Below are 15,468 nucleotides of genomic sequence, written 5' to 3'. Positions count from 1 at the left end.
CTTTCAAGAACCGCATTTTTCATGAACGCAACCGCCCCAGGCAATTCGATCAAGCTCTGGCATGCGCCCGACGTGATGGATGCCGTCATGCTCAAGGGCCGCTTCGTTGGTCACCGCTATCCGCCCCATTCGCACGACACGCATTGTCTCGCCGTGATCACGGGCGGCGTGCTTGCGGTCGAAGTCCGGCAACAGCGACGCTTGTGCCGCCGCGGCGATGTGATTGTCATCGACGCGGATCTCGTGCATGCCGGTCTCGCCGCCGGCGATGGTCAATGGAAGATGCGCGTGGCGCATGTGCAGCCTGCGGCGCTCGGGGCGTATTGCGAGCAGCTCGGCATTGCGCGGCGCGAGCGCTTCGACATGCCGCGCCCGTTTATCGCCGATACGGAATTGTCGCGGCATCTTTACGGCGTGAACTGGTGTTCCGAGGCAGACCACGACGCGTTCAAGCGCAGCGAAGTACTGGCAAGCGCCGTCACCAGCTTGTATGCGCGTCACGCGGGCCGGCCCGGCGTTCTGCCTGCCGTGCGCAGCGAACCCGCGCTCGTCAAGGCTGTAAAAGATCGCCTGCGGGATAACCTCGACGTGGACACGCACGCGCGGCTGACTTTATCGACGCTGGCTCGTGAATTCAGTGTGACGCCGTTTGTACTATTACGCGCCTTCGTGCGCGAGGCCGGACTGAGTCCGCACGCGTTTCAGCAACAGGAACGCGTACGCCGCGCAATGCCGCTGCTGCGCAACGGCCGCCCGATTGCCGAGGTCGGCGCACGGGTCGGCTTCGCGGATCAGTCGCACTTCACGCGCGTATTCAAGCAGCAGACCGGCGTCACGCCGAAGGTCTATCAAGCCGCATTCGCATGACGCTGCCGCATTGAAAAAACCCCGGCAACACGCCAACACTCGCTTCGAGTGAAAGAGCGTCACACTACGTTCTTCTCCACGATCGGCCGGTTCTCGATCACACGTGACCAGCCCAGTGAAGACAAGTCCAACGTTTTATACCTGCCGTCCAGAATCAGTTCACTGACACCGCGCCCGGTCGCCGGCCCTTGCTGCAATCCGTGACCGCTGAAACCATTGGCAAATACGCAATTATCGATTTGCGGGTGGTAGCCAATGATCGCGTTCTGATCGAGCACGTTGTACTCGTAATAGCCTGACCAGCAATTTTCAACCCGCAGCGCTTTGAACCCGGGCACACGGTTCGCAAGCACAGGCCAGACGACGTCGTCGAAAATGGCGTGATCGACCTGGTCCAGCGGCAGATCGTCCGGATCGTTATTCGGGTCCGGCGAGGTGCCGCAAATATAGGTCTTCCCCTCCGGGCGAAAATAAACGCCCGTGGGATCGACAAGCAGCGGGCAAGCGTTGAGCACGGCTGGCGACGACACATTGAAGATGCTCCGCCGACGCGCACGCACAGGCATGTCGATACCCATCATTACCGCGATATTGCGTGCCCACGGACCTGCGGCGTTGACGACAGTATCGCAATCGAAGCGCTCGCCGGCACGCGTTGTCACGCTAGTGACACGGTTGCCGGCCAGTTCCATACCCATGACTTCAGCAGGAACGTAACGCGCGCCGAGCGCTTGCGCTTTCTTCTTTAGCGCCTGCACAAGACCGTATCCGTCGAACCATCCTTCGCCCGAATTCCCATACGCGCCCGCCGCGAGATCGTCCGTATTCAGCCATGGAAACCTGGCGCTCAGGGCTGCCTCGTCAAGCAACGAAATGTCGGCGCCCAGACGCGTTTGCATTGCATGGTTCTCGCGCAATACGGATTCGCCGGGAGGCGTTGCAAGAAACAGGTAGCCGCCTTCGTGCAGATCGATGCATGGCTTTTCGCCGTTGACTTCAAGCAAGTCGCCGATACCACGCAGGAACTCGATACCGTACAAGGACATCTGCACGGACAATGGCGTAGAAAATTGCTGGCGAATCGATGCCGCCGAGAGCGCCGAGGAAGATCGGGCGTAAGTCGTGTCGCGTTCAATGACCGTGACGGCCACGGTCGGGTCCGAAGCGCGCAGGAAATAAGCCACTGAACTGCCGATCACTCCGCCACCGACGATAACAACTTTTGAACTCACGAACGGCTCCAGAGGGCATGACCGAATCAAGTCGGGAAACGATACTACGGTGTTTTTTTGTTAGCAAACTTGCAGAGGACACAACGGCGCGAGCCGTGCTTTCTTTATTCTTCGCGCCGTAAATTAACTGCAATTAACCCGATGGTATTATCGGAAATAATCGCGCACTTCCTCTTATCTTCTCTTAGCCGATGGATACGAATCTTTTGAGCCCAGCCGGGCAATCGTCAACAGACCCCGGCCGCCGGTCGATGCCTTCGAGAAACAGCACGTGCCCGCATGACGTCGCAAGCAAACCGGCCGGCGGCTAAGCCTGCGCCCGTTTCCCCAACCTGACGCAACAACCACGAATTCCCATCAAGCTTATGTTGCGTCTGCGAGATATTCAGCGCGAATCGAGAAAGGTAGCAGGACGCCATTCCAAAGCGGCGTCCGGATTGCTCGACTTCGTCGCGCGCAATCGTCCTGTCTGGATGGTGTCGTTTGCGATGAACCAGGCGGATCTGTCGGAAGGGCTGCGCGCCGCTTTCGCATCCACCGTCATGCTTCTATTGGGCAATCTCCTGCATATGCCCGAGTTCTCATGGGCGGCCATCGGCGCATTCTGGACGTGTCTCGCGGATGCGGCGGGATCCAACCGGATGCGCTTTGCGTCCATGAGCGGGTTCGCGCTGTTATCGACAATATGCGGAGGACTGACCGCCTACGCGTCGGGTTCGACTATCGTTGCCGCGGCCGCCGCTGTTTTTGTATTTTCAGGCTTGGGCGCGCTCGCGCGGATCTGGGGTTCGGCGTCGGCGCAAGTCGGGATTCTTGCAGCAACGGCGTGCGTGGTGATGGTGGACCGGCCCATTCACGGCTCCTCTGGAAGCCTGCGGTTCCTCGCTTTGTATATGGTCGGATGCCTGTTTGCGACCGTGCTCAGCTTTACAGTCTGGCGCATCCATCCGTTCGGAGGGAGCCGCACCGCCATGCGTTCGACCTATGCGCGGCTCGCCGATATGGCAAGCGACGCCGCCCGCCTGATCAAAACCGAGCGCACCGGATTCCAGGAATGGGCATCGCACGCGTCGCGGTATCGAGGGCAGGCGCGCACCGCCATAGAGACAACCCGGAAAGCGCTTGCGCGGGTTCCTCCATCGAAGGCAGACAGGCGTGACACCTACAGCAACCTGCTCCTCGCGCTCGCCGACAGCGAACAGATCTTCGCATACCTCATTGCCGTCACCGATGCCTGCGAGCGCGGTCATCATCGTCTGCCGAATGCGAAACGCGCCGCGCGCGCACTGGAAGCTTTCGCCGAGGTCCTGTTGCGTCTTTCCCGCGCAATCGCCGACAAACCCTGGGAGCCAAACCGCCGCCAGCGCGACCGGCTCAACTCGCTTGCGCGGCAACTGGAAACCGCGCTGGGCGAGAAAATCGCACTTCGATTCGACGTCGACTTCAGCGAACTCGAACCCGCGCCAATCGCGCAGGTGTCCTGGTGGAACACAGCGGCATTGAACCTGAAGCGCGGCCTAGAAACCTTGAAGGCGAATGCGTCGAGCGGATCTATCGGCGCGCGGCACGCGGCGCGTGTTGCGACGGCCGCGACCATTGTGTTCATGACGGTGCGCCTGCTCCACCTTCCGTTCGGATACTGGGCGACCATGGCGACGCTGCTGACCTTGCAGCCGTCCATTGCAACGAGCTGGCCGCGCAGCATGGAGCGCGCGGCGGGCAGCATATTGGGCGGACTGCTCGCGGCCGCGATTGGTCTCGCGGTCCATTCGCCCGTGGCGATCTCGCTGGTCGTGTTCCCGCTGGTGTGCGCGACCATGGCGCTCAGACCCGTAAGCTATAGTCTCTTCGTGCTTTTCGTTACGCCCGCATTCGTATTGGTCGCGGACTTCGCGGCGCCCGACGGCGCTGAACTTGGCTTCGCAATCACGCGGCTCGCGAACAACATGCTTGGGTGTGTGGTGGCCTTGCTTGCGACCTTCCTGCTCTGGCCAAGCCGGGAACCGGCTCGCTTCAACCAGCACCTGAGCGAAGCGATCGCGGCGAATTTCGATTATCTCGCGGAGTCGCTCGGAAAGTCGAAAAGCGATGAACTCGAACTCGAGCGGCTCAGGCGCGCCGCCGGCCTCGCAAGCAACAATGCGGAAGAAGTGCTCGCACGTCTGCGGCTGGAGAAACTCGATACATCCAGCGGAGACCGCACCGGGTCGACCGCGCTTGCGCTGCTGCGCCGGGTAGCGGGAACAGCGACTCGCGCACGTTCGTTCGGCGCGGGCTTGACCGCAAATGCGCCGCTCGCGGAATGGATCAGGAAGGCAGCCGGGAGTATGGAGGCCGAATTGTCCGGTGATCCACAGCCTCATCCGGACGCGGCCTATCCGAAAGACGGCCTGTCGTTACTCGAAGCCGATGCGGTCAATCAGGTCATGTTGCTGCGGCGCCTGCTCAGCGAAGCTGGCCGGATGTGAAAGAGCGAATGGAGCGGCGCGGTGCCGTTCTATCAGCCACTTCCTTATAGACGATGACCCCTAAATGAGGGATTGCCTCGCGGAAATCGTCGGCTTATGTTTAGGTCATGCGCCTTTCTCGCCGCGCATCCGGACGCGCAAGCCGCCCGGGCAAAATTTGGTGCGGTGTTCCCGCATCGCGTTGCCGCCGCATGGTTGTCATTGTGCGGATAATTCAACGCCTTCAATAAAAGCACGGACTGTCGCGCGGAATGCGCACGATGCTCGGGATTCGTTTGCTCCGAAGAATCGCGGCATCCAGCGGTTGCCGCATATTGCGGGCACCGGCCATCGAGCATTATCGATCGGGGGCCAACGGCTTCGAGTACGTCTCACGGACGTCATGAAACACGTTGCAAGGGAGCGCATGATGCTAAGCAAACCGGTCCGCGCAAGCAGGCAAATCGACGGCATGTCGATGTCCGCGGAATTTAATCGCGATACTGGGCGCCTGCGTATCCTCGATGGCGGCACGGTGATAGCAGAATGGTCCCGCCTCATTCATGGTTCGCGATCGCTTCCGTTGCCGGATACAGCACGTGGGGAACACGCCCTAACGAGAAAGACCTTGCCATGGTGATCGAGGATTTCCTGCTGCAGCGAGGCGGCGCTCGCGCGCTCGTGTTCCGGTGAGCGCCCGTTCGTGGATCAATAACATGGCCAAGGTCATCGCGTGCCGGGCATTGTCCCTGTCCTGTTGGGCGGCCTGAGGTTGGAACTTTCCGTGGTCCTCGTGCCATTGCTTCTCATGCTGCTGATGACGCCGTCCGTCCCTTTGCTGAGACCCGTGCTGGTTTGCGAGCGGCTGCCCGTGACGCTCGGGCTCGGCATCGTTGAACCGGGAGCAGCGGGATTGGGCATGAGCGCCGGACTCGCGCCGTCGGCCAGATTGCCGCTCGCCTGCGCATGAACACCTGCTGACATGCCTGCAATCAGCATCGATACAAAAATCTTCGCCGCGACTTTCATCATTTACTCCACTAATGCCATGCAATGAATGGCCATCCACTCATTTTCTATGAGCCGTGGAGAATGACTATGTTCCCGACTAATTGCGTCCGGGCGGTTCGCGAACCCGATCCCGCGCGTTTTCCCTCGGATTCGTCAATGGCCGTTCCGCTGTAATATCGAACGAGCGTTGGGCGCCGAAGGTCGTACACCGGGAGCGCCTGCGTTTTTCCGAACGCGCCTAAACCGCGACTAAACCTATTGGAGACGCACATGGCAAAGCCCGAGTACAGCGACCCGTTCAGTCAGTTTGCCGCGATGTTCCAGCAATACAAACTCCCCGGATTCGATGTCCAGGCAATTCTCGATGCCCGTCGCAAGGACGTCGAGGCGCTTGCGGCCGCAAACCGGGTTGCATTCGGTGGCATGGAAGCGCTTCGGGACAAGCAGCTTGAAATCCTGCGTCGCGCACTGGGCGATTTCCAGACCATCGCGCAGCAGTTCGCCGCGTCGCCCGGCAAGGCCACGACTAACCCGACAGAGGTCGTGCAGAAGGCGCTGCATCAGGCGCTGGCCGACATGCAGGACATTGCGCAGAAAACGCAGCAGGCGCAAACCGAGGCTTACGCGATCGTGACGAAGCGGATTGAAGAAGCGGCCAAGGAACTGAAGTCGTCGATGGAGCAGCAGCAAAAGTAAGCAGGCCTTTGGCGCGATCTTTCACGGCCGCCATGAAAAACGCCTCCCGGATTTTCATCACGAGAGGCGTTTTTTATTCAGCAGACTTCAATTACAGTGCGGCGTCCTTCAGCTTCTTCAGCGGGCGCACCTTCAGGCGCACCGACGCCGGCTTGGCAGCAAACCACTTGTCTTCGCCCGTGAACGGGTCCTTGCCAAAGCGCTTCTTCTTCGCCGGCACGTCTTGTGCGACGACCTTCAACAGGCCCGGCAACGTGAATTCCTTAGCACCTTTCTTGTGAATCGATGCCAGCAGCGTTTCTTCAAGTGCTGCCATCAATGCCTTCGCTGCCTTCGGCTCGACGCCCGAACGTTCTGCCAGATGAACGGTCAGCGATGCCTTGGTGAACGAGTCCTTGATGGGTTTCAGCGGAGCGGCCACAACGGCTTTTTTCGCTGCAGGCGCCGCTGCCTTCTTCGCTACCGGCGCAGCTTTCTTGCTGGCTGCCGTTACTTTCTTGGTAGCCGGAGCTGCTGCTTTCTTCGCAGCCGGAGCTGCGGTCTTCTTCGTGGTTGTTGCCATGAGTTCCTCGCTTGTAGTCAAAAGTTGCCCAAGACCTTTGCCTTTGCGCCGTCACCGACTAACGCAAAGGTACAAATCCTCAGGTTGGGCGCCAGCGTAACAACACCGCCTTCAAGACGCAACATCCCGGACCATAAATTAAAGGGTTTTTTGCATGAAAGTCACGAAACCGGGCACCTGTACCTCACTTCGTGGACGCAGATCCAGCAAAACCCTATCGAAAAGCATAGGTGACGTCCTTCAACCAGTATTCAAGTTGTGAGCAAACGCGACCGCATTCGATCGCCAACCTTGCGGGTCCCACCGTAATGAATGGTTACGTCCGTCTCGCTGAACGCGATCAGCACTTTTGCAATTGAAGCGCGCGTGGCATAGTGCGGCCACGTTCACTACAGGAGGTCCCAATGCCTACGATCGACGAGCTTCGCGTGAAAATAACGAAGCTACAGACTCAGGCTGACGCGTTGATTGCAAAAAAGATGCAGGCGGCAGTCGATCAGATTCGAAAGATCATGCTGGAACACGGCCTGACCACCGACGATATCGAACAGAAAGCAAAGGCAAGACGCGAAGCGAAAACGGCTCATGGCAGCGTTGCCAAAGCACCGTTGAAAACAAGGCGGAAAGCCGCAGGCAGTCTGCCGGGCAAGAGTGCGCCGAAGTATCTTCATCCGAAGACGGGTGCAACCTGGACCGGTCATGGCCGTGCGCCGGCGTGGATCGCCCAGGTCAAGGACCGTTCGAAGTTCCTGATTTCAAACGCAGCCAGTGCGGCCGACGGCACCGATGCCACCGCTAAGCAAGTCCGCGCGCCGCGCAAGAACGCACAAGCGAAGCCCTCGGCAACGGGCAGCGCCGTAGCGAAGAAAGCGGTTGCAAAGAAAGGCGTGGCGAAGACAGTCAAAGCATCGAGCAAGAGCGCACCGGCGAAAAAAGCCGCGCGCAACCGCTCTGTCAAAACCCCGCGCGCAAGCCAGAAAGCAATCTAGGTAACGCCGGAAACGGTAATCGATGGGGGCCGCGTGTCACGTGCCGCCATCGGTTTTTCCATCAGCGATGTGCAATTCCGGTTGTTGGCCTTGTATCGTCTAATGCCTGAGGCCGCGCGAACCCGACATTGAATTGCATCCGCCGGAACGTGACGCGTTGTTTCAGGCACGGCGCTTTCAAACCCAAAACGAATTCCCAACGGAGCTTGGCATGGAAGCCGACGCAAAGGCATCCGGACACACCGCGCCGAACCTAAGACGCTCGGACGCAGCCGATAAAACCGCGTGGAAGATACTCGTCGCATCGGCGACCGGCTACGCCATGGATGGGTTCGACCTGCTCATTCTCGGCTTCATGCTGCCTGCCATCGCGCTTGAATTGCATCTCGGCGCGCAGCAATCCGGGGCGCTGGTTACGTGGACGCTGATCGGCGCCGTTGCGGGCGGCATTGTGTTCGGCTCGTTGAGCGACCGGTTTGGCCGCGTCCGCGTGCTGACGTGGACCATCATGCTGTTCGCGGTGTTCACGGGCCTATGCGCGTTCGCACGGAGCTTCTGGGATCTGCTCGCGTATCGGACCATCGCGGGTATCGGGCTTGGCGGCGAATTTGGTATCGGGATGGCATTGGCGGCCGAAGCGTGGCCGGCGAAGTATCGCGCGCGGGCGTCGTCGTATGTTGCGTTGGGCTGGCAGGCAGGCGTACTCGCGGCGTCTTTGCTGACGCCGCTGCTATTGCCGCACATTGGCTGGCGCGGCATGTTTTTACTCGGCGTGGCGCCGGCGATCATTGCCTGGATGGTTCGGCGCTCGCTGCACGAACCGGAAGTCTTTGTTCGAAGCGCGATGAAGCTCGAACGCAAGCCGAACGCTTTCAAACTGCTCGTCGCGAATGCCGCCACGACCCGCGCGAGTATCGGCATTGTGATCCTGTGTTCCGTCCAGAACTTCGGCTATTACGGCATCATGATCTGGCTGCCGACTTACCTCGGAAAGACGCTCGGCTTCGGTCTGACCAAGTCGGCGCTCTGGACCTCGGTCACCATTGTCGGGATGATGATCGGCGTCTGTCTCTTCGGTCAACTCGCTGACCGCATGGGCCGCAAGCCTGCGTTCCTGTTCTTCCAGGCAGGTTCCGTCGTGATGGTGATCTTCTACTCCACGCTGTCGACACCCGGCACCATGCTCTGGGCCGGCGCGGTAATGGGCCTCTTCATCAACGGGATGATCGGCGGCTATGGTGCGCTTATCTCCGAAGCGTATCCCACTGCGGCTCGCGCGACGGCACAAAACGTGTTGTTCAATATTGGACGGGCCGTCGGCGGATTCGGACCGGTTATCGTGGGCGGACTGGCTGCGTCGTATTCGTTGCACGTCGCGATTGCATCGCTCGCGGGCATTTATGTTCTCGACATGCTGGCGACGCTTTTTCTCATTCCCGAACTGAAGGGCGTGGATCTGAATTAATTCCGCGCCATTCATTTCGATACTCAATCGAACGCATAAGCGACGCCCGCGCCATAAGTGATCTGATTGCGGTTACCGCGCTGCGTCACAATAGGACTGTCCGCTGCCGAACCCGATATTCGCTGGTAATAGATCATCGCGCCGCCGAACCAGTGTTTATTGAACTGATAGATCGCGGCGAGCCATCCTGTCATCTGTTCGAGTCCGCCCGAAGGACTGAACGCGGGCAGTCCACTGCGCGCGGAGTCCTCCTGCGTGACCCCGAAGTAGACCTGGTTGAACCCCTGGCTGACCCAGCTCGCGCCCACTCCGGCGCCCGCGAAAACCCGCCGGTACACCGGCATCCAGAAGCTGCCATTCAGCGACACGCGCGCGCCTGTATAAACCACGCCCGCGTTGGTCACAACCGTCACCGACCCGCGCAGCCGATACGGCACGGTCCCCACATGCTCATACTCATAGCCGACAAACCCGCCGCCTTCCACTGTGGTGTGGACCTCGTGAATCTGCGAGACGACCGGGTCATCGACATGACTGCGTCCCAGCCGCAGCGAAACCGCAGGACCGTATTGCAACCCTGTAACCCCGCCAAGATCGAACTGTGCGTACGGTCCATACAATTCGAACAGGCGTCCGCCATCGGTCACGTATCGCACGCCCGGCACAGCGCCGACAAAGCGATCCTTGCCGCCCGCGTAATCGGTCGTGGAGCCAAGGCCGCCGCCCACCATGCTCGGCAGCATGCCTGGAAGATCCACGGCCGCGGCCCGGCTTGCCTGAGCCGAGATCAGGCAGCAGATCATGAGGAGGAACCGCGGGTCGTCGAGCTTCGAGTAAGCTTTCCGCTTATGCATTTGCGAACCGTTAAATGAGGATCAAGGGCGCAGAGACCCGGCATTTTTCTTGGAAGGATTTTCGGAAAATGCACCCGCGCCGTATTCGTTTCGCAACCGGAAACTCAAGCACAAGTCGATGTGCAGCCCAGCGCTCATTCAGCGCTCCGTCAGCACTAACCCCGCCCGATGCGGCGAACCCGGACGACCGATATCAGAAACCCGGGGCGAACGCAATCAGCGCAGGGCGCGCCATTGCAATGCGCGAGGTGCGTCAGCAAAGCAGAGATATGACGCTGCGGTCGAACGACCGCAGCAAATTGGAAGGGACAAGAAAGCCGCTGGCCGGAAGGTTCCGGCCATGTCGAAAATACCAAGGCAAATGAACCGATTCACGCTCGATGCAAAAAAGCGCCTTTGATTCTCGTCCAGAAGCCGGCAAATCGATGTGCTGAAGGAGCGAACTGAGACGATGCGGTATCGGGATAAGAAAGCCGTTCCTGACGATCCCGCACTTGCGAGACAAGCAAGCCGATGTACATGGCGATTCTCCCAGCGTAGTAGTTTTCAGCACACGGCAGGCAGACTGCCGCCCATGTGATCCGCACATCACGCGCGGCATCACAATACCGCGCGCTTACCTAAGCCTGTTCAACTCAGCATCCCAAACTACTACTGCCATGAAAATTAATTTACCTGTAGGCGATCAGCCCCGGGTACCTCGAGCGTGTTCCATCAGACGCGGGTGGAAACACGCACCAGCAGCCATCGTCATGACGAAAGAAAAGCAGCGCACGCGGCCCGCGCGGCAAAGCCGTTTCGACACATACATACCGTCGCCGGCCTACACGCGTACGGCTGAATTCAGTAACACGAACAGGAGTCGACAAACCCGGCGCAAGCCATTTTTCGACCTGGGTCCGCAGCGAGTGCTCATGCGTGGATTTCATATGCCGCTCCCACAAATGATTCTTGGCTCACCTTCATCAGCCGTATTTATGACGCCTGGCGTCTTGCGGCTGACGTCCTCAGGCGTGCTTTGCATCATCGTGCTACTGGCCGCCGCCGCTCTCAGTGCGCTACACCGCGCGAGATTCCTTAAATCCGCAAGTTGAACAACGAGTTGCTTTGCCGTTCTACGTTTCACAGGACCTCCCGCGACGCACCAAAAACTTGAGAAAGCACTTTAACTCTATGCTTCGATTGCTTGTCATGGTGCGGTCTTAGGCAAAATCGCAACAGTTTTTTACGATGATCCTCCGGAAGCGCCGCATAGACACCTACGGTGAACGCTGCCTTTGCTGGTTTATCGGCCAGACGGCCGGGAGACTTGAGGAGAGAAATCGCGACCTATGCGCCCACCGGGTTGAAGGGAGTTTGCAACCAATCGACAATAGCTCGACGCTGCCCGGCGCCAGGTTGAGGCGCGCAGGAAATCCACCCTGTCGAACCCGGAGTCCCTCATGAGACCACGCGTCGAAGCTTTTCACGATCCCGCGACTTCAACCATGACCTATGTGGTGTACGAAGCTCCGGGTTCGCCGTGCGCGATCATCGACGCGGTACTCGACTACGAACCGGCTTCCGGACGGATATCCAGCGGCTCGGCCGATCGCGTGATCCGCTTCGTGACCGCGCAAAACCTGCAAGCGCAATGGTTGCTGGAGACGCACGCGCACGCCGATCACATTTCGGCGGCCGCATACATCAGGAAGCAGCTAGGCGGCGCTATTGCCATCGGCGAGCATATTCGTTCTGTACAACGCGCGTTCGAGCGCATCTTCAATCTGGATGCACACGCGTCCTCGGGCGCCGCACCTTTCGATCACCTTTTCGTCGATGGCGACAGGTTCCAGGTCGGAACGCTGACGGGTAAGGTCATGCACGTGCCCGGCCACACGCCGGCAGATGTGGCTTATTTGTTCGACGGCATGGCATTCATGGGCGATACGCTTTTCATGCCGGACGTGGGCACCGCGCGATGCGATTTCCCCGGCGGCAATGCGCACACGCTTTACGAGTCGACTCGACGCTTGCTGAGCCTGCCACCGCAGACGCGTCTTTTTGCATGCCATGACTACCCCCCTGAGGGCCGCGGCACGCGTTGGGAGACCACGGTCGCCGAGCAGCGCGCGGACAACATTCATGTGCGCGATGGCATTACCGCCAGCGAATTCGTCGCCATGCGCACGGCACGCGACGCCACGCTGGCGCAACCGGCATTGATCATCCCGTCCATACAACTCAATATTCGCGCTGGCGAATTCCCGCCCGTCGAAACCAACGGGACACGCTATCTGAAGCTTCCAATCAACGTGTTCTGATGTGGGCTTGACGCGTGTGAGAAAGGAGTCGAATTCACTTCATTCAATTTCGTAGCTATCCGAAACATGTCTTGAGTAATGCAAGGAGACGGTTTTTTACCAAATTGGGAGACTGGCCCCTTATCCTCGGCGATCCTCAAGTGAAGCTTCACCAAACTCATTTATTCACCTCGCTTCAGATCGGGACGCCAGTATGAGAAAAAAACTTGCAACAATCCTTCCTATCGTCGCGACTGCGTCCATTGCACACGCACAAAGCTCGGTGACCCTGTACGGAATCGTGGAGGACGGGGTCGATATCGTCAGCAACGTTCGGGGCAACCGCCTGTTTCAACTCGCTTCCGGCGTGACGGCCGGCAGCCGTTGGGGCGTACGCGGCGCTGAAGACCTCGGCGGCGGCCTGTCGGCGATCTTCCGCCTGGAAAGCGGCTTTAACATCAACTCTGGCCGGCTCGGCAGCGGACTTGCGTTTTCGCGCAATACATACGCGGGTATCGAAAGCGCGCAAGCCGGTACGGTGACCCTTGGCCGCCAGTGGGATTCGATCGTGGATTTCGTCGAGCCTTATAGCCTCAACGGGAATGTCGGCGGCTATTACTTCGCGCACCCGAACGATATGGACAACACGGACAACGGCTTTCCTATTTCGAATGCCGTGAAATACCGCAGTCCAACCATCGCGGGTTTCACCTTCGGCGGACTCTATTCGCTAGGCGGCATCGCGGGACGGTTCTCCGACAACGCCACGTTCAGCGCGGGCGCAACCTACGCCGCCGGTCCGGTCAGCGCAGGCGTCGCCTATTTGCGCATCAATGATCCAGGGGTATCGACGCAGGGTTACCAGAACTATCCCGGCTTCACCAATGCAGTGTATGGCGATTATCTTGCGGCTGCGCGAGCACAACGCGTGTTTGGCGTGGGCGCTTCATATCAGGTGCTCGAATCGTTGCGACTGCTTGCCGATTTCACGAATACCCTCTTCCAGCAAGGCAGCGCAGGCCACGATGCAACCTTCCAGAACTACGAAGTATCGGGCATCTACATGCCAACGCCGGCAGTCACCATCAGCGCAGGTTACACGTATACGACCGGCCGCGATCACGCAAACGGCGCCCAGCCGAAATACAACCAGTTCAACCTGACCGCTGAATATGCGTTGTCGAAGCGGACATCGGTCTACGCGCTGGGCGTTTACCAAAAAGCAGCCGGCGACGCGAACGCCGCGCAGATTGCAGGCTTCAATCCTTCGAGCAACCAGAAGCAGGCGGTGGGCCGCGTGGGAATTCGCAGCACGTTCTGATCAATGCAAGCGGGCGCTTAAAAGCACCCGCGCTCGTCTAATCGTCCGATACGGGTTATCCCACCCCTACATTCCGTCTCCGCCATGCCGTAAATGAGTCAGGCATAGCGCTCGGCAGCGCCCAACGCCGCACATTCAACGCGGTTCAACATAGGCGACGGCGGTAGACATGAAAAAGATGAATTTGAATCAGAAGCTCGGATCGATGATCGCCGTGCTTTGGCTGGGACTTGTCGCGATCGGGTTTATCGGGGCATGGCAAAGCCGTTCCTCAACCATCGAGGATCGACGCGATCAACTGAAAGCGCTGGTTGCCCAAGGCGCCACCATGACCGCGCATTTCCAGAGTCTCGCCGCAAACAAGACCATGTCCGAAGACGACGCGAAAAAGCGTGCGCTCGAGGTCCTCGCGTCCATGCGATACGGCACTGATGGCTATATATCCGTCAACGACTCGCGCCCGGTCATGATCATGCATCCGATCAAACCGGCGTTGAACGGCCAGAATCTCGCCGGTTTCGCCGATCCGGCGGGCAACAAGCTCTTCGTCAACATCGTCAACGCCGGTAACTCGACGCCCGAAGGCGGCTTCATCAATTATTTATGGTCGAAGCCTGGCAGTGACAAACCCGTGCCGAAAATGAGCTTTGCCACACACTTCGTGCCGTGGGACTGGTACATCGTGACCGGCATGTACACCGACGATATCCAGAGTGCGTTCTACGCAAGCGCGTTGCGCTGGTTTGCGATTACCACAGTGCTCGGCGTGCTGGCGTCGCTTGCCATGCTGCTGGTGCTGCGCAGTATCAAGCGCGAACTCGGCGGGGACCCGTCAATTGCTGTCGGCGCGGCGCAACGCATTGCGCGCGGCGACCTGACCACGCACGTGCCGCTCGCCGCAGGCGACGCCCATAGCTTGATGTACGCGCTGAGCGAAATGCAAAGCGGCCTGGTCGAGACCGTCTCGCGGGTGCGCGCCGGGACCGAGAACATCAATGTGGGCGCATCGGAAATCGCCGCCGGCAATACGGATCTGTCGCAGCGCACGGAACAGCAGGCCGCCGCGCTCGTGCAAACGGCGTCGAGCATGGACGAGATGACCGCGAACGTGAAGCAGAACGCTGACAGCGCCACGCAAGCCGCCAAGCTCGCGGGCGAAGCCGCCGATGTCGCCCAGCGCGGCAGCGGCGTGGTGGAAGAAGTGATCCACACCATGACGCGCATTACCGAGAGTTCAAAGCAGATCGGCGACATCATCGGCGTGATCGATGGCATTGCATTCCAGACCAACATCCTTGCGTTGAACGCGGCCGTCGAAGCGGCCCGGGCAGGCGAACAAGGGCGCGGCTTTGCCGTCGTGGCGGCTGAAGTGCGCAGCCTCGCGCAGCGCTCGGCAACGGCTGCGAAGGAGATCAAGGCGCTGATTGGCACGTCGACCAATACGGTGAAAGAAGGCGCGTCGCTGGTCTCGAACGCGGGCGCAACGATGAGCGAGATCGTCAGTTCCGTGCGTCGCGTGAATGAGATCCTCGATGAAATCAGCCACGCGTCGAACGAGCAAAGCGCGGGGATCGAGCAGGTGAACCGAGCGGTTGGCGAGATGGATCAGGTCACCCAGCAGAACGCGGCGCTGGTTGAAGAGGCGGCGGCGGCAGCACATTCGCTGAAGGATCAGGTCGATGTCCTGCGCGAAGCAATCGGAAGTTTTTCGTTGCCGGCTTGAGCGTGGGATGCACATGGCA

14 protein-coding genes are annotated in these 15,468 nt (G+C 59.6%); 9 read left to right on the top strand and 5 right to left on the bottom strand.

Features of this window, described 5'->3' with window-relative positions; translation table 11 throughout:
* The first annotated feature begins 21 nt into the window (after positions 1–21).
* A complete protein-coding gene (locus tag AWB64_RS07905) occupies positions 22–867 on the top strand; it encodes an AraC family transcriptional regulator (RefSeq protein ID WP_060818137.1) in 846 nt (281 codons plus the stop codon).
* 59 nt (positions 868–926) lie between these two features.
* Here the strand turns inward: AWB64_RS07905 and AWB64_RS07900 are convergent, their stop codons facing one another.
* The gene (locus tag AWB64_RS07900) at positions 927–2,099 is read right to left on the bottom strand and encodes an NAD(P)/FAD-dependent oxidoreductase (RefSeq protein WP_060818136.1); all 1,173 of its coding nucleotides are present in this window, start codon (positions 2,097–2,099) and stop codon (positions 927–929) included.
* Positions 2,100–2,464: 365 nt separating this feature from the next.
* Here AWB64_RS07900 and AWB64_RS07895 point away from each other — a divergent pair, with 365 nt between their 5' ends.
* Both AWB64_RS07895 and AWB64_RS32215 read left to right on the top strand, forming a co-directional pair.
* Positions 2,465–4,567: an FUSC family protein gene (locus AWB64_RS07895; protein WP_082850394.1), complete on the top strand. Its 2,103-nt coding sequence runs from the start codon at positions 2,465–2,467 to the stop codon at positions 4,565–4,567.
* Between the two features lie 525 nt (positions 4,568–5,092).
* Positions 5,093–5,239 (top strand): hypothetical protein, encoded by a 147-nt coding sequence (locus AWB64_RS32215; RefSeq protein ID WP_244163976.1) that lies wholly within the window; start codon positions 5,093–5,095, stop codon positions 5,237–5,239.
* Positions 5,240–5,272: 33 nt separating this feature from the next.
* Here the strand turns inward: AWB64_RS32215 and AWB64_RS07885 are convergent, their stop codons facing one another.
* Positions 5,273–5,578 carry a hypothetical protein gene (locus tag AWB64_RS07885; protein WP_157766597.1) on the bottom strand — a complete coding sequence of 102 codons (306 nt, stop codon included), beginning with the start codon at positions 5,576–5,578 and terminating at the stop codon, positions 5,273–5,275.
* A gap of 249 nt (positions 5,579–5,827) precedes the next feature.
* Here AWB64_RS07885 and AWB64_RS07880 point away from each other — a divergent pair, with 249 nt between their 5' ends.
* The gene (locus tag AWB64_RS07880; RefSeq protein ID WP_060818134.1) at positions 5,828–6,253 is read left to right on the top strand and encodes a phasin family protein; all 426 of its coding nucleotides are present in this window, start codon (positions 5,828–5,830) and stop codon (positions 6,251–6,253) included.
* A gap of 91 nt (positions 6,254–6,344) precedes the next feature.
* On the opposite strand, the gene AWB64_RS07875 is transcribed toward AWB64_RS07880, so the two are convergent.
* Positions 6,345–6,815, bottom strand: coding sequence for an HU family DNA-binding protein (locus AWB64_RS07875; RefSeq protein ID WP_060818133.1), 471 nt, complete (start codon positions 6,813–6,815; stop codon positions 6,345–6,347).
* A 404-nt stretch (positions 6,816–7,219) separates the two neighbouring features.
* On the opposite strand from AWB64_RS07875, the gene AWB64_RS07870 reads away from it, so the two are divergent.
* Entirely contained in the window at positions 7,220–7,804 is a 585-nt protein-coding gene (locus AWB64_RS07870; protein ID WP_060818132.1) for an H-NS histone family protein, read from the top strand.
* 211 nt (positions 7,805–8,015) lie between these two features.
* The gene (locus tag AWB64_RS07865; protein WP_060818131.1) at positions 8,016–9,269 is read left to right on the top strand and encodes an MFS transporter; all 1,254 of its coding nucleotides are present in this window, start codon (positions 8,016–8,018) and stop codon (positions 9,267–9,269) included.
* Between the two features lie 23 nt (positions 9,270–9,292).
* Here AWB64_RS07865 and AWB64_RS07860 read toward each other — a convergent pair whose 3' ends face one another.
* Positions 9,293–10,123: a MipA/OmpV family protein gene (locus AWB64_RS07860; protein WP_244163975.1), complete on the bottom strand. Its 831-nt coding sequence runs from the start codon at positions 10,121–10,123 to the stop codon at positions 9,293–9,295.
* Between the two features lie 671 nt (positions 10,124–10,794).
* Positions 10,795–11,052: a hypothetical protein gene (locus tag AWB64_RS32210; protein ID WP_075643257.1), complete on the bottom strand. Its 258-nt coding sequence runs from the start codon at positions 11,050–11,052 to the stop codon at positions 10,795–10,797.
* A 513-nt stretch (positions 11,053–11,565) separates the two neighbouring features.
* On the opposite strand from AWB64_RS32210, the gene AWB64_RS07855 reads away from it, so the two are divergent.
* The 3 genes from AWB64_RS07855 to AWB64_RS07845 all read left to right on the top strand — a co-directional run bounded on the left by AWB64_RS07855 (position 11,566) and on the right by AWB64_RS07845 (position 15,449).
* Positions 11,566–12,426 carry an MBL fold metallo-hydrolase gene (locus AWB64_RS07855; RefSeq protein ID WP_060818130.1) on the top strand — a complete coding sequence of 287 codons (861 nt, stop codon included), beginning with the start codon at positions 11,566–11,568 and terminating at the stop codon, positions 12,424–12,426.
* A 193-nt stretch (positions 12,427–12,619) separates the two neighbouring features.
* Complete coding sequence (locus AWB64_RS07850) at positions 12,620–13,726, top strand: porin (RefSeq protein WP_060818129.1); 1,107 nt, start codon at positions 12,620–12,622, stop codon at positions 13,724–13,726.
* A gap of 178 nt (positions 13,727–13,904) precedes the next feature.
* Positions 13,905–15,449 (top strand): methyl-accepting chemotaxis protein, encoded by a 1,545-nt coding sequence (locus AWB64_RS07845; RefSeq protein WP_060818408.1) that lies wholly within the window; start codon positions 13,905–13,907, stop codon positions 15,447–15,449.
* Positions 15,450–15,468 lie beyond the last annotated feature (19 nt).

Origin of the sequence: Caballeronia sordidicola (genome assembly GCF_001544455.2) — a bacterium.
GTDB classification, from domain to species: Bacteria; Pseudomonadota; Gammaproteobacteria; order Burkholderiales; family Burkholderiaceae; genus Caballeronia; species Caballeronia sordidicola.
Note: the sequence above shows the minus strand (reverse complement) of the source record. Positions and strands in the feature narration are given on the sequence as shown.